Source organism: Dactylosporangium sp. CA-233914, assembly GCF_050942935.1.
GTDB lineage: Bacteria > Actinomycetota > Actinomycetes > Mycobacteriales > Micromonosporaceae > Dactylosporangium.
Genome location: NZ_CP192030.1, coordinates 704,746 through 722,226, shown reverse-complemented (window position 1 = coordinate 722,226; position 17,481 = coordinate 704,746). Strand labels below are relative to the sequence as shown.

Here is a 17,481-nt window from a genome sequence, read left to right as displayed (position 1 = left end):
ATAGGGGTGAACCGGACTATTTCTCGCATGTACGGCCCGGTTGCAACCGAGTCGTCCAAGGCGAGATCCCAGGTGTCGTGATCAGGCGGGGCTCGAGCGCCCCTTGCGACTTCATGGGCGCGGTGACCAGGTCCACGACGAGCGTCGAGGAGGCGCCGGGGGCCAGGTCGACCGCGACGACCGCGACCTCGCGGCCCTTCTCGTAGCCGGTCCCGAAGTCCGTCTCGGCGCCGTCCTGCGTGGCCGCGACGGGCGAGCCGCCGGTCGGGGCGTAGACCAGCACGTTGGTGCGGATGATCCCCTCCCCCGCCAGGCCGAGGCCGAGCACGCTTCTGGGCAGTCCGGTCTTCGGCGCGGTCGAGCCGAGCGTGACCGTCAGCCGCAGCGGGCGGGCGCCGTCCTCCAGGCAGCGGCCGGTCTCCAGGGTCACGGCGCGGGTGAGGTAGTACCCGAGCTTCGCCCCCGTGCCGTCGTTGAGGAACACACCGACGGTGGGGTGGGCGCCGTCATCGGCCGGCAGCACCCCCGCGAAGGGCGTCTTCGCGATCTCGGCCTGCTCCTCGGGGTGCGCGCTCCAGGCCAGCAGCCGCCGCTCCTGCGTCGCCTTCGTCAGCGCGGAGACCAGGCTCCTGCCGACCGGCACGCCGCCCATGAGCCGGTCCAGCACGGCCTTGGCCGCCCCGGCGAAGAAGGCGTCCTGCTCCGGCTCGGCGGCGATCTTGAGGTACACCTCGGAAAGCAGCTGGCGCACGGCGTTCGCCGCGGTCAGCTGCCCGCCGCCGGGCAGCGCCACCGGGCCGGTCGCGCCGAGCAGGTAGGCCAGGGCGACCGGGTCGGTGGCGAGGACGCCGTCGACGGCGCGGCCGGAGCGCTGACGGTACATCTCGCGGATCAGCGCGGCCGCGGTCGGGAAGTCGGGGGTGAGGTTCACGTCGGCCGGGTACGTCCCCAGCCGGTTGGTGAAAAGGTCCTCCTGGTCCTCGTCCAGCGGCAGCACCGGCGCGTCGAAGTCGCGCAGTGTCTTGGCCGCGGTGCCCTGCTCGACCAGGCTGATCCGGCCGTGGTCGGCCTGCACGACGGCGAACGCGCCGGGCATCCCGCCGGTGGCACGGACCTCGGCGAGGTTCTGGAACAGCACGAGGTACGTCCGCGGCCCGGCCGCCCCGAGCAGCGCCGGCAGCAGCTTCGCGGCCTGCGCGGCCGGGTCGAGCATCGGCACGACCCGCCCCAGGCCCGCGTCGAGCTGCTCCAGCGCGGCGCGGACCCGGGCGTTGAGGCCGTCGCGGTCGAGCCCGGCGAGCCGGCGCTGGGCGGCCCGGGCGACGGCGGCCGCCTCGGCGATGCGCGGCGCCGAGGCGGCCACCGACTTGAGGTCCGCCGACTTCGCCGAAGCATCGCCGCCCATCGCGCCGGTCATCGCGTCCGCGGCGTCGAGCAGCGGCGGCAGGACCTGACCGGCGAGCGCGTCCACGGCGTCGGCGACCGCCCCGACCGCGGTGAGGTCGTCCCCGGCCACCGGCAGGGTGCGCCCCAGCCACCAGCTGGGGCCGTGCACGTCCGCGCGCGCCGCGCCGGTCTGCTTCCGCAGATCCGCGGCGGTACGCCGGGCCGCCGCCAGATCCCCGGCCCGCAACTGCCGCTCCAGGTCCCCGACCAGGGCCGCGGCCCGCTGCAGGTGCCCGGCGGCGTCGGCGCCCACGATCGCCAGGCGCAGCCCGAACCCCGCGAGGACGACGACCAGGACGACAGCGGCGGCGACGATCCGCCGCCGGGGCGTGCGCAGCAGGTGCTTGAGATGTTCAATCGGCACCGCTGACCACCTCCTCGACTCGATCGGGAGCGGTGCGGACGCGCAGCGCGCGGTAGAAGCCGGCGCGCCGGCGGGCGAGGGTCTCGGCGGAGTAGTTGCGCGCCCGGGCCAGGTTCCGCGCGGAGGCGGCGGCCATCGCGGCGGGGTCGGCCGCGAGCGCGCTGATCGCGCAGGCGAGCGCGACCGGGTCCCCGGGCGGAACGAGCCGGGCGCCGCCGAGCAGCTCCGGCACGCCGCCGACGTTGGTGGCCACGGCGGGCAGGCCGCGCGCCATCGCCTCGATCAGGGCCCGGGGCAGGCCCTCGGTGCGCGAGGGCAGCACGAACAGGTCGGCGTCGTCGAGGAACAGCCGCACCGGCGCGCCCGGCGGGACCGCGCCGGCGAAGCAGACCCGGCCGCCGAGCCGGCGCTCGCGCACCAGCCGCTCCAGGTCGGCCCGGCAGCGACCGTCGCCGACGTGTACCAGGCTCGCCTCCAGGCCGGCGTCGACCAGCAGCGGCAGGGCCTCGATGAGCGTGTCGACACCCTTGTACGGCTGCTCCAGCGAGCCGACGGTGACCAGGCGCAGGCTCACCCGCGCGGCACCGGTGTCCTTGCGCGGCCGGTCGGCGAAGGCGTCCTCGTCGAGCTGGATGCTCGAGTACGCGGCGGTGACGGCGCCGGGGGCGGCCGGGTAGCGCGATTGCAGGGCACGCTCGGTGACGTAGGAGACGGCGGAGGCGGCCCGGCACTGGGCCCGCAGGCGGCGGGTGAACCACCAGCGCAGCGGGCGGCGCAGCGGGTGGCGGCTGGCGCCAGGAGCGAAGACGTCGTACGGGTCGCCGACGACCTCCAGCCCGAACGGGCCCCGCAGCCCTCGCAGCAACAGGGTGGCGATCGCCGAGGGAACCCGGAGCAGGACCGCGTCGCCCGGTTCGATCGCCGTCCTCAACGCCCGGCGCAGCCGCGGTAACCGCCGCAGGTACTGCACGGGTCCGAGGTATTGCGGCAGCGGATGGACCTCGACCCCGTCACCGTCGACGCGCTGGGCATCCACCGGACGACCGGGGACCTCGGCGCAGCGGGCCAGGACCCGCACCTCCTCGAATACCGCCCGGTATCGCTGCCAGAACGCGTTGGCCGCCCCGGTGCTCGACCACACCCGCCCGTCCGGGGTGCGCGAATATCGCTGCTCCGTGCTCACGACGATGCGCATGCGGTGACCTCCTCCCGCGACTCGCCGGGAATGCGCGCCGAGACCATGCGGATGACGCCGAAGAACACGACGCCGTACACCAGCGTCTTGATCAGCGACTGGCTCTCGCCGCGGAAGCCGTACATCCAGGCGACGGTGAACAGGATGCTGGCGTACGCGTAGACCGGCGCCCGGTCGATCCGGTTGACCAGCCACCGGTGCACGGCGGTGAGCAGCGCGAAGAGCACCGGGATGCCGGCCAGCCCGAAGTTCGCGTACGCCTCCGCGGTGAGCGAGAACCCGTAGCCGGAGGCGCTGCCGGGCGCGTACCGGTCCACGAGCCACTGCGCCAGCGGTGTCTGGTGCTGGCCGGGGATCAGGTTCAGCAGCGCGTGCAGGTAGCTGGCCCCGTGCTGGTACGGCTCGACCGACGGCACGTGCGTCATCACCCACGTGTCCACGAACAGCACCGAACCCTGGTTGAGGATCTGGCTCGTGTCCGAGCCGCTGGTCCCCGGGGCCCCGCCGCCGCGCAGCGTGAACAGTATGGTCGCGCCGATCAGCAGCCCGGCGCCCCACAGCACCGGGCGCGGCAGCCGGCGCTCGCCGCGGACCAGCTCGCGGTGCAGGACCAGGGCGAAGAGCACGAAGATGAAGTCGCGCTCGCCGGTGGCCAGGCAGTAGGCGATGTACACCCCGAGGTTGAGCCGGTACGCGAAGCGGCCGGTGGAGGTCTCCTGCGCGATGAAGTACAGCGCGCAGGCGCACATCTCCAGCAGCAGATAGTCGTAGTGGAAGGGGCCGGCGACGGCGATCCGGTCGAGCTTGGTGCCGGCCAGGAACGCGGGCCCGCCCCAGGCCAGCACCGTGAGGCCGTACAGCGTGAGCAGCGCCAGCACCGCCGGCACCAGTGGAAGGCGCCGAGGCTGCTGGTCCCGCAACGGATCCGCGATGTCCCGGCGCTGGCGCAGCAGCAGGCCGACGCTCACGATACCGGCGAAGGCGAGCAGCAGGCCGAGCGCGGCGCGGCCGATGAGCTGCGTGTTGGTGCCGAAGTAGATGGTGCCGCCGAGCAGGTAGCTCACCACCGGGCCGAAGCCGAAGAGGAGGAAGTACGCGGCGAGGTAGGCCAGCATGTCCCGCCGGCCCCCCGCGAACAGCAGCACCGGCACCGCGAGGGCCGCGAGGCCGACCGGCCACCAGGGCTGTGCCGCGAGGTCAAAGGGCACGCCGCAGCACCTCCCACTTCAGCGCGCAGTGCACGGCGGCGGCGATCGCGGTCGCCCAGGCGGCCCCGACGACCCCGTAGCGGGGCACGAGGACGAGCGCGGCGAGGCCGGCGGCGACGAGTACGACCGCGTTCACGGCGAGCTGGCCGGTGAAGCGGCGGGCCGCCGACAGCCCGGCGTCGAGCACGAAGCAGGCCCCGCCGATCGCGGTCGCGAGGGTCAGGATCGTCAGGACCCGGCCCTGCCCGGCGTAGGCGTCGCCGTAGAGCCGGCGGAGGAGCCCGTTGCCGAACAGCCCGGCGGCCCACACGCCCAGCCCGCCCGCGACGCCGACGCCGAGCAGCGCCTGGCGCAGCAGCCCGCGGAAGCCCTCCGGGGTGCCGTTGGCGCGCAGCTCGGCCAGGCGCGGCAGCAGCGTCTGGGCGACGGCGGAGAAGAACACGTTGCCGGTCAGCACGAGGTAGCCGGCAGCGGCGAACACGCCGAGCGCGGTCGCGCCGAGGTGCTCCTGCAGCGCGTACCGCGGCACGTTGGACGACAGCGAAGTGACTCCGGAGGCCAGGCCCAGTGGCAGCGCCGTCCACAGCAGCTCGGCGAGCCCGCCCGCGGCGCGGTGGGTGTGCTGCCGGGCGCGCGGGTCGGGGCGGTTGTGGAAGCGGCCGGCGAACGGGGCGCAGCACATGACCCAGGTCAGCGCCGAGGCCGCCGCCGAGCCGGCCGCGGCCCAGGCGATGCTGCTGGTGCCGTACAGCAGGGCCGCGACCAGGGCGACCGTCAGCCCGCCGTTGACCAGCTGGGCGGCGGCGATGCTGCGCTGGTCGTGGTGGCGCTGCAGCAGGCCCAGGTAGATGTCGCCGATGCCGTCGAAGGCCTTGGCCGCACCCACCAGCAGTACGACCGCGGCGGGAAGGTGCAGGACGAGGACCACGGCGGCGATCGTCGCCATGGCCAGCCCCATGCCGGCCAGCCGGATGCCCAGGTAGCGCTTGAACGGGTGCTCGCCGTTGGGGTCGGTCACCAGCACCGTGCGCAGCGAGAGGTTGGCCAGCAGCACGATCGGGGCGCCCACGGCCAGGCCGAGCGCGTAGTCGCCGACCATGGCCGGGCTGCCGATGCGCGCGATGACGACGAGGACCAGCCACTGGCACAGGGCGTATCCCCCGTTGCCGGCGACGCTCCAGGTCACGTTGCCGGTGAACGACGGGCGGACCGGGCTCGTGCGGTGCCGGGTGCTCGGGCGGGTCGCCGTCATCGGGCGGCGGCCCTGCGGTCGCGGGCCGCGCGCTCCAGGACGTCGGCGACCGCGCGGGCGGCCCGGTGCTGGGCGAAGAGGCGCTCGGCGCGCTCCCGGGCCAGCTCGCCGCGGCGGCGCAGGGTGCCGGCCCGGAAGTCGGCGTACGCCTCCCGCAGCGCCCCCGCCAACGCGTCCGGGTCGTCGCGCGGCACCACCCAGCCCGAGGCCGGATCCACCACCTCGGGCAGCGCCCCGGCATCCGAGACGACGCTCGGTACGCCCATCGCCGCGGCCTCGACGGCGGCGCCGTGGTTCTCCGACAGCGACGGGCTCACGCTGAGGTCGGCGGCCGCGTAGCAGTCGCGCACGTCGATGACGGAGTCGTGCCAGTCGATGGTGTGGTCGGCGGCGACGTCGAAGCGGTCCAGCAGCTCGCGCTTGTGGGCGGCGCCGGCCGCGTCGAAGCCGCCGCCGAGCAGGACCAGCCGCGCGTCCGGGCGATCCTTGGCAAACTTCTTCCACGCGGCCAGCAGCACGTCGTGGCCCTTCACGCCGCGGCCGGGGCGGATCAGGCGCTTGGGGGCGTACACGTAGGCGACCATGCACACCACGAACGTGTCGTCGCCGGCGCAGAGGGCGTCGCGGGACGCGGTCCGGTAGGCGGGCGACGGCGGGGTGAAGTCCTCGACGTCGACGCCGTACGGGATCGCCGGGGTCCGCTCGGGGGCGAGGCCGATCGCGCGGTACAGCTTCGCGATGTGCTCGCTGCCGCCGATCACGACGTCGTCGAGCCGGCACAGGAACCGCTCCACGGACCGGATCAGCGGCGACTCCAGGAACAGCGGCCCCGGGACCATGTGCACCTTGGCGACGTTCCAGCCAAGCGCCGCGAGGCGGCAGGCCAGGGCGGAGGCGTACAGGTGGTAATGCAGCACGTCCGGGTCGATCCCGCGCAGCTGCCGGCGCAGGCCCAGCAGGCCGGTCAGGGTCGAGGGAGCCGGGCGGAAGCGGAAGTCGAACGCGGACTGGACCACGTCGACGCCCCGGTCGTGCAGCGCCTTGCGCAGCCGCCCCTCGCTGCCCGGCGGCAGGACCGCGATCACCTCGTGGCCACGCTCGCGCAGCTCGTCGACGTGCGGCAGCGTCCAGCGGCCGCCCTCGTCGGTCTTCAGGACCAGCGCCACCCTCACTTCGCCGGCACCCCCTTCACGGTCGTCTTGGGCTCGACGTCGCGGGTCACGCAGGCCCCGGCACCGACCGTGGCGTCCGCCCCGACCCGCAGGCCCTGCAGCACGCAGGCGGTCGTGCCGATGAGCACGCCGGAGCCGACGTGGCAGTCGCCGGAGATCGCGGCGAGCGGGTTGACCTGCACGAAGTCCGACAGGACGGTGTCGTGGCCGATGGTGCAGTTCTGGTTCAGGTGCACGTGACGGCCGATCGTGACGTTGGTGGTGACCCGGGCACCCGGGAAGGCCACGAACCCCTCGCCGACCACCGCGTCGGGGCCGATCGTCGCCGCCGGGTGGACCAGCGTCGCCGCGGCGAGCCCGTGCAGGCGCAGGTCGTCGTCGATGCGCGCGCGGATGCGCGGGTCGCCGATGCCGATGACGTAGCCGATCGAGGGCCGCTCGTCGCTCAGGCGCGAGGTCGGGCCGAGGAACGGCACGCCGAGCGCGGCGATGCGGTCGAGGTTGCGCTGGCTCGGCCCGTCGTCGACGAAGCCGCGGACCGGCAGCCCGGCCGCCCGCGCGATCATGAGCAGCTCTCGCCCATGGCCGCCGCAGCCGACGATGACCAGACCATTCTTCATCGTGGTACACCCTCGAATTCATGGGCGGTGGCCGCCCCTTCGGCCGTGATGCCGTCGCGGCGCAGCACCGTGCGGACCGTCTCGGCGAGGATGCGCAGGTCCAGGGCGAGCGACCGGTTGGCCACGTACTCGAGGTCGTAGGCGAACTTCTGCTCCCAGCTCAGCGCGTTGCGTCCGCGCACCTGGGCGAGGCCCGTGATGCCGGGGCGCACGTCGTGGCGGCGGCGCTGCTCGTCGGTGTAGCGGTCCAGGTAGGCGACCGGCAGCGGTCGCGGTCCGATGAGGCTCATGTCTCCCCGTAGCACGTTCCACAGCGCCGGGAGCTCGTCGAGGCTGCAGGCGCGCAGGAACCGGCCGGCCGCGGTGAGCCGCTCGGCGTCGGTTCCCGGCCCCTCGCGCATCGAGCGGAACTTGACCAGCGTGAACGGCTCGCCGCGCAGCCCCGCCCGCTCCTGGCGGAACAGCACCGGCCCGCCGAGCGCCGCCCGGACGAACACGGCGGTGGCGGCGATGACCGGGGCGAGCAGCAGCACCGCGGCCAAGGCGGCGAGCAGGTCGAGCGAGCGCCTCATCGCGCGTCCAGGAACTCGCCGATCGCGTCGAAGACCCGCTGCTGGGCGTCCTCGCGCAGGCCGGAGCCGCTGGGCAGGTTGAGGCCGGTGGCGAACAGCCGGTCGGCGACGCCGGTGAGCCAGACGCGGCGGCCGCGGAAGACCGGCTGGGCGTGCATCGGCTTCCACACCGGGCGGGTCTCGATGTCGCGGGCGGCGAGCCAGGTGCCGAGGTCGGCCGCGGTCCAGCCGGCCCGCTGCGGGTCGACGACCAGCGTGGTGAGCCAGCAGTTCGAGCCCGGGTCGGCCTCGCCCAGCAGCCGGGTGCCCTCGGTGGCGGCGAAGAGTTTCAGGTACCGCTCCCGCAGCTGCCGCCGCCGGGCGATCATCTCGTCGAGGCGGGTGAGCTGCCCGCGGCCCAGCGCGGCCAGGAGGTTGCTGAGCCGGTAGTTGTACCCCACGTCGCGGTGCTCGTAGTGCGCGACCGGCTCGCGGGCCTGGGTGGCGAGGTGCCGGCAGCGCGCCGCGAGGTCCCCGTCGTCGGTGACGAGCATGCCGCCGCCGGACGTCGTGAGGATCTTGTTGCCGTTGAACGACAGCGCCGCGACCCGGCCGAACGAGCCTGCGGGCCGCCCGTCCCGGCTCGACCCGAGCGCCTCCGCGGCGTCCTCGACGATCGGCACGCCGAGCTCCTCCAGCGAGGTGTATTCCGCACACGCCCCGAACAGGTCCACCGGCACGATCGCCCCGACCGTGTGCCCCTCCCGCCGCAGGTCGGCCAGGACCCCGGCGGTCAGGTCCGGGTCCAGGTTGCCGTCGCCGGGGAGGCTGTCGACGAAGACCGGTTCGGCGCCGGTGTACACCACCGCGTTCGCGGTCGCCGCGAACGTCAGCGTCGGCACGATCACGAGCTGGCCGGGGCCGACGCCGAGCGCGAGCAGCGCCAGGTGCAGCGCCGCGGTGCCCGAGCTCACCCCGACGGCGTGCGCGGTGCCGCACCGGCGGGCGATCTCCGCCTCGAACGCGTCCAGATCCGGCCCGACGGGCGCGACCCACCCGGACCTCAGCGCGTTGACCAGGTAGCGCTCCTCGACGCCGGAAACGTCGGGCGCCGAGAGAAAGATCCGCGCGTTCACCACACACCCCCGCTGGAGTCGGCCCTGATGCTGTTCGTCTGCCGGGCCAACCGGTGCCGGTCCGCGATGGCCGAGCGCCTGGCCCACGCGCTCGGGCTGTCCGCCGAGAGCGCCGGCACGCACGCCGTGCCGGGCCTGGAGATGCCCGCGCACGCCGAGACCGTCCTGCGCGAGCACGGTGCCGACCCGGCCGGGTTCGCCAGCCGCCGGGTCGGGCCGGCGCTACTGCTGCCCGCCCCGCTGGTGCTCACCGCGACGCGCGCCGAGCGGGCGCACTGCGTCACGATGGCTCCGGCGATCGCCGGGAAGACCTTCACGCTGCGGCAGTACGCCCGGTACCTGGCCGCCCTGCCGGACGGCCCGGTGACCTTGCGGGACATCTCGGCGGTCCGGGGCCGGATGCAGCCCGGGAAGCCGGCCGACGACGATCTCGACGATCCCTTCGGCGGCCCGATCGAGGGGTTCCGCGAGTGCGCTGGGACGCTCGAGGACATCCTCAGGCTCCTCGCGTCCCGGCGTTGACGGGCTCCGGCTCGTCGTCCTCCACCGGCTTGGCGGGGCTGGCGGGCAAGGCGCGCTGCGGGCGGTGGGCGCCCTCGTGCGGGCCGTACGCGTACGTGTAGGCGTCGCCACCCGTGCCCCTGACGCCGTTGAGCACGCACCCGAACAGCCGCGCCGAGACCGCCTCGATCGCCTCGACGGCCGCCTGGGCCTGCGCGATCGTGGTCCGCCCCGCCCGGGTCACCAGCACCGCCCCGTCGGCGCGGCTGGCGACCACGGCGGCGTCGGTGACGACCAGCAGCGGCGAGGTGTCCACGACGACGTACTCGTAGTCCTCGCTCACCTCGGCCAGCAGCCGGGTCATCTGCTGGGAGCCCAGCAGCTCGCTCGGGTTCGGCGGGATCGTGCCGCTGGGCAGCACCCACAGCTCCTGCTCGCCCCAGCGCTGCACCGCGGTGTCGACGTCGACCTGCCCGACAAGCACGTTGGTCAGGCCGACCGCGCCCTCCAGGTCGAGGTACTCGGCGAGCTTCGGCCGGCGCACGTCCGCGTCGACGAGCAGCACCCGGTGCCCGGCCTCGGCGAGCACGATCGCCAGGTTGCACGCGATCGTGGACTTGCCCTCGTCGGGCAGCGCGCTGGTCACCACGACGCAGCGGGCCCGCCGGTCCGGGTCGACGAACTGCAGGTTGGTGCGTAGGTGCCGCATCGCCTCGCCCCGGGGCGACCAGGCGGCGTCCTCGACGAGCAGCGGGCTTTCCAGGGCGTGGGCGTCGTGCGGTACCGCCGCCAGAATCGCCTTCCCGGTCGCCTGCCGCAGCGTCGCGACGGACCGGATGCTGTTGTCCAGCAGTTCCCGCAGCACCGCGGCGGCGGCCCCCGCGACCAGCCCCAGCAGCAGCGCGATCGCGAAGTTGCGGGCCGGCTGCGGGCTGATCGGGTCGGTGCTCACCGACGGGCCGGTGACGACGTCCACGCGCACGGTCGGGTTGGCCGCGCCCGGCGGCGTCTCCAGGGTCGCCACCAGCGCCGCGAACTTCGTCGCGACCGCCTGGCTGACGCGCAGCGCGCGCTCGCTGTCGGTGTCGACGACGGTGACCTCCAGCAGCACGGTGTCGGGGACCGTGCGGGCGCTGATCCGCTTGCGCACGCCGGCCGCGTCCAGTCCGACGGCGGGGTCGGCGGCGACGGACCGGGCGAGGCGGTCGCTGCCGACGAGGCTGACGTAGGAGCGGGCGCGCTGCTGGGAGAAGAGGCCGCCCTGGTAGGCGTCGGTCACGCCGCTGCTGGGCGTGCTGACGAAGAAGGTGACGCCGGCGGCGTACGTCGGCGCGGTCCGGGCGGTCATCACCACGGCGGCGGCCAGCGCCAGGCACGCCGTCGTGGCGACCAGCCACCAGCGTTTGCGGACCGCGCTGACATAGTCGCGCAGCTCCATGCGCCATGACCTCCCGTAGCCGCTGTTCGACTCAGCGTGACAGCTCGGCTGCGGTTTTGGGGTGCGATACGGCTTTTACCCCGAAATAGGGCGGCAATTCATGAAGAATCGTCGCGTGGACGATCGCTCTCTTGCCATCCGCCCCACGCCGCACCGGCCCGCGGGGCCCGGGGACTGGCCCGCCGACCTCTACGCCTGGACGGGCGGGCTCGCGCTCGCCGTCGCGATCACCCCCTCACGCCCGGCGCTGGCCGCGGCCGCGGGCACGCTGCTGCTGGCGGCGGCGCTGCACTCCGCGGTCGCGTGGCCGGTGCAGCTGTACCGGCGGCGGTACGAGTACGCCTCCATGTCCGAGCTGCGCGCCCTGGCCGCCACCGTGGCGATCGCCTGCGGCCTGCTGACCGCGCTGGCCCCGGCGCCGCGCGTGATCCCGGTCCTCGGCGGCGCGGCGGCGATGGTGGCGATGGTCGCGATCCGCTGGACGCGCCTGGCCCGGCGCCGCTCCTCCACCGCCGCTCGCGTGCCGGTGCTCATCTACGGCGCGGGCGCGGCCGGGCACCGGCTCCTGCGGGCGATGCTGCAGGATCCCCACTGCCACTACCGCGCCGTGGGATTTCTCGACGACGACCCGCACAAGCATCGGCTTCGCATCTCGGGCATCTCGGTCCTCGGCGGCCGGGCCGCCCTGCGGTCGGCCTTGAGCCTGACCGGCGCGCAGGGCGTCGTCTTCGCCATCCGCAACGAGGACGGCGCGCTACTGCGCGCAATGCGCTCCGAACTGTCCGAAATTTCGGGATATTTCATGAAGGTTCTGCCGTCGCTCGACGACTCGCTCGACGGGCCGGTGCGCGTGCGCGACGTGGAGCTGGCCGACCTGCTCGGCCGCCGCCAGATCGAGACCGACCTCGCCGCGATCGGCGACTACCTCACCGGCCGCCGGGTCCTGGTCACCGGCGCGGGCGGCTCGATCGGCTCCGAGCTGTGCCGCCAGCTGCACCGCTTCGCCCCGGCCGAGCTGATGATGCTCGACCGCGACGAGTCCGCCCTGCACGCGGTGCAGCTGTCGATCCACGGCCGCGCCCTGCTCGACGACCCTTCGCTGATCCTCGCCGACCTGCGCGACGCCGCCACCATCCGCGCGATCTTCGCCACGCGCCGGCCCGAGGTGGTGTTCCACGCGGCCGCGCTCAAGCACCTGACGCTGCTGGAGCGCCACCCGGCGGAGGCGCTGCAGACCAACGTCCTGGGCACGCTCAACGTCCTGGAGGCGGCCGCGGCCACGGGCGTGCGACGCCTGGTCAACATCTCGACCGACAAGGCGGCCAGCCCGGCCAGCGTGCTCGGCTACTCCAAGCGGATCACCGAGCGGCTCACCACGCACCACGGCTACCTCAGCGTGCGCTTCGGCAACGTCCTGGGCAGCCGGGGCTCCGTGGTGACGGCGTTCCGGGCGCAGATCGCCGCGGGCGGACCGGTGACGGTGACGGATCCGGGCGTCACGCGGTACTTCATGACCGTCCCCGAGGCGGTGCAGCTGGTCATCCAGGCGGCCGCGATCGGCGCGGGCGGGGAGGCGCTGGTGCTCGACATGGGCTCGCCGGTGCGCATCGCCGACCTGGCGCGGCAGCTCATCGGCGACGCGCCGGTCGAGATCGTCTACACCGGCCTGCGCCCCGGCGAGAAGCTTCACGAGGAGCTGCTCGGCCCCGGCGAGGCCGACGTCCGCCCGCTGCACCCGCTGATCTCGCACGTGAAGGTCCCCGCGCTCGACCCCGCGCTGGCCCGGGCGCTGCGCGGCGACGGCGCCGATCTGACCGGGGCGATGGCGGATCTGTGTGTCGTACCGGACGTGGTCATGGACGCGCGGTCGCTGCCTGACCTTCGAACTGCCGCGCGTACCAGCTGACCGTCTCCGCCAGCCCGTCGTCCAGCGGCACCGGGCCGTGGCCCGGGAAGAGCTCCCGCAGCCGGGCCGAGTCAGCCTGGGAGTCCCGCACGTCGCCGGGGCGGGCCGGATCGAAGACCACCTCGACCGCCCGGCCCACCAGCGTGCGAATCTTGTCGACCAGCTCCAGCAGCGACGTCCGGGTGCCGAACGCCAGATTCACCGGCGTCGGGCTGGTCACCCGGCGCACGGCGGCGTCGGCGAGCAGCCGCGCGACCGAGCCCACGTAAGTGAAGTCCCGCGTCTGCAGCCCGTCGCCGTGCACGTGCACCGGCTGCCCGCGCAGGGCCGCGTCGGCAAACGTCGGAATCACGGCCGCGTACGCGTGCCCGACCGACTGCAGCGGCCCGTACACGTTGAAGAACCGCAGCGCCAGCACCGGCAGCCCGTAGGTCGCCCCGTACGCGAGCACGGCCGACTCCGCCGCCAGCTTGCTCGCCGCATACGGGCTCTGCGGCCGGGTCGGCAGCTCCTCGTGCTTGGGCAGCGTGCGCGTCGGCCCGTACACCGACGACGAGGACGCGGCGATGATCGGCGTCCCCCCGGCCCGGCACGCCTCGAGCACGTGCATGGTCCCGACCGCGTTGACGAGATGGCTGCGCATCGGATCGGCCACCGACCGCGGCACACTGGGCCGCGCGGCAAGATGGATGACAACGTCGGCCCCGGCAACGGCCGCGTCGATCGCAGCCCGGTCGAGAATGCTCCCGACAAGGAGCCGCGCCCCGACCCCGTCGAGATTATGCTCGCTTCCAGTGCTCAGATCGTCGAACGCCACCACTTCCACGACCCGCGGATGCGCGACCAGCTCCCGGCAAAGATTGCCGCCGATGAACCCCGCACCGCCCGTGACCAGAACTCTCATCGCTTCAGTCCAACGCCCACCAGCCCCACCAGATACGGCATTTTTGGATTATTCGGACTTTCCAGCAAGCCAACCGGTCCATCCAGCCACACCCTCCGGCCGTTCAGATGACCTAAATGCCGGAAAAGTCGATATGTCCGATACTGGCCATGTTCACCGGCCCGAGACAGCGAGTCCACTCGCCCGGCCGAACGCCCTGGCGCCGGTGGCCACTATCGACCGAGTCGATCCGGCCGGACGACGCCGACGCCGACGGTGCCGTTGCCCCAGACCGCTTTCCGTCGAGGGAGAGCATGCTGAACCCGGGAATGAACCGGTCGGCGACAGCCCGCCGAAGCCACTGCGAAGCGCGGCCACGCCACTGCCGACAAAGCTCCCACTCGACCGCCGTCGCGACTTGGAGCTCGACCAACAACCCCTTGCACACGCTTGCCCGCCCGCCGACCGGGCAACAGCGGAGCTGCGGCGTCCGCCCGGTGACGACACCACGGTCACGTCGGCGGCGACCGTGGTCCTGATCCACCCCTACCGCCAAAGACGCCGAACGCGGAGAACGACAGGTCTGCGGTCGGCCATGGTGAGGTCGTCGAGCCACACGCCCAACAACCGCCTTTGGACCGTCTGATAGCCCAAGGCCACGGCCGGCGAGATCGGGTGCGCGGACGCGACCCGGAAGAAGCACATGACGGCTGGGCCGCGCCGAGGCTCAGCGGCGGCAAGGGACGCACCGGTGCGGCGACGGGCCGACCGGCGGCGGGTGCCGGGGCCGGGGAGGTGGGCGGTAGCGCGGCGTCACCGACACGGCTCAGCCGTTGCGGCGGCGGTGACGCTGCGGATCGACAGCACGACGACTGGACCGGCTGAGAACGCGGCGACTCAACCAGCCGAGAACGCGATGACGTCGATGCAGGCTGGAAACGCGGTAACTCAACCTGCCGAGAACGCGGCGACTCAACCAGCCGAGAACGCGATGACGTCGATGCAGGCTGGAAACGCGGTAACTCAACCTGCCGAGAACGCGGCGACTCAACCAGCCGAGAACGCGATGACGTCGATGCAGGCTGGAAACGCGGTAACTCAACCTGCCGGGAGCGCGGTAACTCGACCGGCCGAGAACGCGATGACTCGACCGGCTGGGAGCGCGGTGACGTCGATGCAGGCTGGGAACGCGGCGTCGGCGTGGGCCTTGGCGAACGCTCTGGCGATGGTGCACGGGACGTCGGCGGCGATGGTGGCCTTGGCGACTGCGTACGCTCTGTCGGCGGGGGCGGGGGCTGTGGCGGCGGGGCGGCTAGGTCATGCGGGCGAGACGGCCCGGGCGGGGTGGGGGCGGGCGGATCGGAGCGGGGGTTGGGCTGGGCGGCCGGACGGCGGGAGTCGGGCTCGGTTGGCGGACAGCCCGGGCTGGGCTGAGTCGCCTCGGAACGGCGGCGGGCGGCTCGGGCGTCCTGTTCAGCCCAGTGAGCGGTGATCTCGGCGGTGCGGGCCTCGGCGTCCAAGCGGGCCAGGCGCTCGGCATGCCTCGCCTCCAAACCACGACGGCGAGCCTCAGCGAACTCGGCACGAACCGCACGACGACGAGCCACACGACGGCGCTGCTCAGCCAACATCGCGTCCAAGCGGCTACGCCACTGCGAATCAGCGATCCCGGTCAGCACCTCACTCATGAGAGCAACCTAGAACAAGGGTACGACAAAAACCGCTGAGCAGCGGAAACGGCGGCCCGGCCAATGCTGAGGGACGACCCGGACCCGCCTGGCGATGGTCTTCGCGATTGCCCACCCCGGCGTAACGTCGGCCATCATCGACCTCGCGCCCGTTGAGCAGTTCGCCGGTGCCGGCATCGCGGCGGCGCCCGTCCGGCGAACGCGCCGCCGGCTGACCTGGAACCACCGCGGGTCCGGGCGAGGGATCGTCCGGGCCCGCGGCATTCGTCCACAGTGGACGTCAAGCGTCAGATCGAGGCCAGGCGGGGCAGGATCTTCTCGGCCAGGCCGTTGGCGAACTCGACCGGGTTGCGGTCGGGCATGGTCATGACCTCGGTGATCCCGAGCGCCGCGAACGCCTCGACGTCGGACAGCCACGCGTCCGGGTCGACCAGTGCCGGCCGGGTGACCAGGGTGGTCTTGACGATCGAGTCGTAGTCGCGGCCCTCGGCGGCGCAGTGCTCGCGCAGCACGTCGAGTTTGTGCGCGACGTCCTCTTTGGACGTGCCGAAGATGTTGCAGGCGTCAGCGTACTTCGCCACCAGCCGCAGCGTCTTCTTCTCGCCACCGCCGCCGATCATGATCATCGGGTGCGGGCGGCTGATCGCCGCCGGGGAGTTGAGGACCTCGGTCAGCTGGTAGTGCTCGCCTTCGAAGGTTCCTCCCTGCCCGCCCCACATCTGCAGGCAGATCTGCAGCGTCTCCTCCAGGCGCTCGAACCGCTCGGCGACCGGAACGACCGGCACGCCGAGGCCGCGCTGCTCGCGTTCGTACCACGACGCGCCGATCCCCAGCCGGGCCCGGCCGCCGGAGAGCACGTCGAGCGTGGTGACGATCTTCGCCAGCAGGCCCGGGTGACGGTACATCACGCCGGTCACCAGCAGCCCGAGCGTCATCTTCGAGGTCAGCGCGGCGACGTAGCCCAGCGTCGTGTAGCCCTCCAGCATCGGCTCCTCGGCCGGCGCGTAGGCCTCCATCTGAAAGTAGTGGTCCATGACCGTGAACGAGGCGACCCCCGACTGCTCGGCGATCAGCGCGGTCTCCCGCAGCGTGGGCGCGATGACCGCGGGCTCGGCGGGGTTGGAGAAGTTCCAGTAGTGCAGACCCAGCTTCATAGGCCCATTCTTACGCGCACGCTCGGGCCCCGGCCGCGATCCGCCGCAACGGGAGCGTCGAGGACGTCGAAGTCCAGGCCGCCGGCCCGCGCCAGGTAGACCCGCTGGTCCACGTGCCGGGCAGTCACCGTCACCGTGCCGCGGCCGCCCGTCACCGTGGTGCCGTCGGCCGTGGCGTCCATCGCCGCCGGGTCGAGGCTGCCCGCGCGCCCGGCCAACCGTGAAAATCCCATGGCGAAGGGCCCGCCGCCAGAGCCGTCAGCAGGCGGACGCCGTCATAGCTGGCCTCGGCGTAACCGTTCAGGACGGGCGCCTGCCAGCCGTAGCGGTGCGTGTATCGCTCGACGAAGGCCAGCCCCGCGTCCGTGGCCACGTTGCCGAAGAGCCCATGGTCGCGTACAGCTCGCCAGCCTCGTCACCCCGGTGGCGAGCAGGCCGTTCTCCTCCAGAACGGCGCCCAGCCGCGGGACGCGGACGCCCAGGGGCGACTCGGTGTAGGCGCGGTTGAAGGCGGCCAGGTCGCTGCCGACCAGGGTGAGCAGCACGGCGACGGCGCGGCGGCGGGCGGCGAGGTCGAGCAGTGGGGCCGGGGCCAGCGCGCCGGACGGGACGTAATGCGCGGCGACGACCCGGGCCTCGGCTGCGCGCAGGTACGCGACCGCGGCGTGGTGCAGCATGCGCGGCCAGACGTAGTCGTTGCCGATCAGGGCCAGCGGCGGGTGCGGCGGTGCCGGACCAGCCAGTCCATCGCCGGGCGCAGCTGGCGGGCCGGGGTCTCGAAGGCGGTCGACCGCCTCGTGGACGACGCGCTCGTACCCGCACGATCGGCGGCGGGTCGCGGTGTACCTCTCCGAGGCCGCCACCGCCCACCACCGCGCCTTGGAGGCGACCTTCGGCACCGCCCGCGCCGAGCGGCTCATGCGCGAGCTGACCGACCTGGTCGAGAGCACCCGATGAGGCTCAAGGC

General features: G+C 73.4%; 16 protein-coding genes. 3 read left to right on the top strand and 13 right to left on the bottom strand.

Translation table 11 applies throughout. From position 1 onward, the window contains the following. Nucleotides 1-16: 16 nt before the first annotated feature. From ACQPY0_RS03330 to ACQPY0_RS03295, 8 genes are read right to left on the bottom strand one after another with little or no spacing between them, the layout of a single operon-like run. Entirely contained in the window at nucleotides 17-1,810 is a 1,794-nt protein-coding gene (locus tag ACQPY0_RS03330; RefSeq protein ID WP_432984405.1) for a DUF4012 domain-containing protein, read from the bottom strand. Next, complete coding sequence (locus ACQPY0_RS03325; RefSeq protein ID WP_432984402.1) at nucleotides 1,800-3,005, bottom strand: glycosyltransferase family 4 protein; 1,206 nt, start codon at nucleotides 3,003-3,005, stop codon at nucleotides 1,800-1,802. Before ACQPY0_RS03325 ends, ACQPY0_RS03330 begins: the two co-directional genes overlap by 11 nt. Continuing rightward, entirely contained in the window at nucleotides 2,990-4,213 is a 1,224-nt protein-coding gene (wzy, locus tag ACQPY0_RS03320) for an O-antigen polysaccharide polymerase Wzy (protein ID WP_432984399.1), read from the bottom strand. Before wzy ends, ACQPY0_RS03325 begins: the two co-directional genes overlap by 16 nt. Continuing rightward, entirely contained in the window at nucleotides 4,203-5,465 is a 1,263-nt protein-coding gene (locus ACQPY0_RS03315; RefSeq protein ID WP_432984396.1) for a lipopolysaccharide biosynthesis protein, read from the bottom strand. Before ACQPY0_RS03315 ends, wzy begins: the two co-directional genes overlap by 11 nt. Next, nucleotides 5,462-6,637, bottom strand: a complete 1,176-nt coding sequence (locus ACQPY0_RS03310; RefSeq protein ID WP_432984393.1) for a glycosyltransferase — start codon at nucleotides 6,635-6,637, stop codon at nucleotides 5,462-5,464. Before ACQPY0_RS03310 ends, ACQPY0_RS03315 begins: the two co-directional genes overlap by 4 nt. Then, nucleotides 6,634-7,257 (bottom strand): acetyltransferase, encoded by a 624-nt coding sequence (locus ACQPY0_RS03305; protein ID WP_432984390.1) that lies wholly within the window; start codon nucleotides 7,255-7,257, stop codon nucleotides 6,634-6,636. The genes ACQPY0_RS03310 and ACQPY0_RS03305 overlap by 4 nt, the downstream gene beginning before the upstream one ends. Further along, nucleotides 7,254-7,829 carry a sugar transferase gene (locus ACQPY0_RS03300; protein WP_432984387.1) on the bottom strand — a complete coding sequence of 192 codons (576 nt, stop codon included), beginning with the start codon at nucleotides 7,827-7,829 and terminating at the stop codon, nucleotides 7,254-7,256. Before ACQPY0_RS03300 ends, ACQPY0_RS03305 begins: the two co-directional genes overlap by 4 nt. Beyond that, on the bottom strand, nucleotides 7,826-8,944 hold the full coding sequence (locus ACQPY0_RS03295) for a DegT/DnrJ/EryC1/StrS family aminotransferase (RefSeq protein WP_432984384.1): 1,119 nt from the start codon (nucleotides 8,942-8,944) through the stop codon (nucleotides 7,826-7,828). The genes ACQPY0_RS03300 and ACQPY0_RS03295 overlap by 4 nt, the downstream gene beginning before the upstream one ends. A gap of 27 nt (nucleotides 8,945-8,971) precedes the next feature. On the opposite strand from ACQPY0_RS03295, the gene ACQPY0_RS03290 reads away from it, so the two are divergent. Then, nucleotides 8,972-9,466, top strand: coding sequence for a low molecular weight phosphatase family protein (locus tag ACQPY0_RS03290; protein ID WP_432984381.1), 495 nt, complete (start codon nucleotides 8,972-8,974; stop codon nucleotides 9,464-9,466). On the opposite strand, the gene ACQPY0_RS03285 is transcribed toward ACQPY0_RS03290, so the two are convergent. Further along, nucleotides 9,441-10,883, bottom strand: a complete 1,443-nt coding sequence (locus tag ACQPY0_RS03285; RefSeq protein ID WP_432984378.1) for a polysaccharide biosynthesis tyrosine autokinase — start codon at nucleotides 10,881-10,883, stop codon at nucleotides 9,441-9,443. The genes ACQPY0_RS03290 and ACQPY0_RS03285 overlap by 26 nt on opposite strands. Before the next feature lie 115 nt (nucleotides 10,884-10,998). Here ACQPY0_RS03285 and ACQPY0_RS03280 point away from each other — a divergent pair, with 115 nt between their 5' ends. Beyond that, nucleotides 10,999-12,789, top strand: coding sequence for a polysaccharide biosynthesis protein (locus ACQPY0_RS03280; protein WP_432984375.1), 1,791 nt, complete (start codon nucleotides 10,999-11,001; stop codon nucleotides 12,787-12,789). On the opposite strand, the gene ACQPY0_RS03275 is transcribed toward ACQPY0_RS03280, so the two are convergent. After that, nucleotides 12,737-13,693 (bottom strand): NAD-dependent epimerase/dehydratase family protein, encoded by a 957-nt coding sequence (locus ACQPY0_RS03275; RefSeq protein ID WP_432984372.1) that lies wholly within the window; start codon nucleotides 13,691-13,693, stop codon nucleotides 12,737-12,739. The two genes, ACQPY0_RS03280 and ACQPY0_RS03275, sit on opposite strands and share 53 nt — an antisense overlap. Before the next feature lie 1,460 nt (nucleotides 13,694-15,153). Between ACQPY0_RS03275 and ACQPY0_RS03270 the strand changes: the two genes are divergently transcribed. After that, complete coding sequence (locus ACQPY0_RS03270) at nucleotides 15,154-15,399, top strand: hypothetical protein (protein WP_432984369.1); 246 nt, start codon at nucleotides 15,154-15,156, stop codon at nucleotides 15,397-15,399. 248 nt (nucleotides 15,400-15,647) lie between these two features. On the opposite strand, the gene ACQPY0_RS03265 is transcribed toward ACQPY0_RS03270, so the two are convergent. From ACQPY0_RS03265 to ACQPY0_RS03255, 3 genes are read right to left on the bottom strand one after another with little or no spacing between them, the layout of a single operon-like run. Beyond that, nucleotides 15,648-16,514 carry an LLM class F420-dependent oxidoreductase gene (locus ACQPY0_RS03265; protein ID WP_432984366.1) on the bottom strand — a complete coding sequence of 289 codons (867 nt, stop codon included), beginning with the start codon at nucleotides 16,512-16,514 and terminating at the stop codon, nucleotides 15,648-15,650. Then, a complete protein-coding gene (locus ACQPY0_RS03260; protein ID WP_432984363.1) occupies nucleotides 16,511-16,732 on the bottom strand; it encodes a hypothetical protein in 222 nt (73 codons plus the stop codon). The genes ACQPY0_RS03265 and ACQPY0_RS03260 overlap by 4 nt, the downstream gene beginning before the upstream one ends. Before the next feature lie 57 nt (nucleotides 16,733-16,789). Further along, nucleotides 16,790-17,464 carry an ABC transporter substrate-binding protein gene (locus ACQPY0_RS03255; RefSeq protein WP_432984360.1) on the bottom strand — a complete coding sequence of 225 codons (675 nt, stop codon included), beginning with the start codon at nucleotides 17,462-17,464 and terminating at the stop codon, nucleotides 16,790-16,792. Nucleotides 17,465-17,481 lie beyond the last annotated feature (17 nt).

Coding starts and splice junctions, on each gene's coding strand:
- ACQPY0_RS03315 (WP_432984396.1), bottom strand. CDS start 5,465: ATGACGGCGACCCGCCCGAGCACCCGGCACCGCACGAGCCCGGTCCGC.
- ACQPY0_RS03275 (WP_432984372.1), bottom strand. CDS start 13,693: ATGAGAGTTCTGGTCACGGGCGGTGCGGGGTTCATCGGCGGCAATCTT.
- ACQPY0_RS03300 (WP_432984387.1), bottom strand. CDS start 7,829: ATGAGGCGCTCGCTCGACCTGCTCGCCGCCTTGGCCGCGGTGCTGCTG.
- ACQPY0_RS03325 (WP_432984402.1), bottom strand. CDS start 3,005: ATGCGCATCGTCGTGAGCACGGAGCAGCGATATTCGCGCACCCCGGAC.
- ACQPY0_RS03305 (WP_432984390.1), bottom strand. CDS start 7,257: ATGAAGAATGGTCTGGTCATCGTCGGCTGCGGCGGCCATGGGCGAGAG.
- ACQPY0_RS03265 (WP_432984366.1), bottom strand. CDS start 16,514: ATGAAGCTGGGTCTGCACTACTGGAACTTCTCCAACCCCGCCGAGCCC.
- ACQPY0_RS03285 (WP_432984378.1), bottom strand. CDS start 10,883: ATGGAGCTGCGCGACTATGTCAGCGCGGTCCGCAAACGCTGGTGGCTG.
- ACQPY0_RS03290 (WP_432984381.1), top strand. CDS start 8,972: ATGCTGTTCGTCTGCCGGGCCAACCGGTGCCGGTCCGCGATGGCCGAG.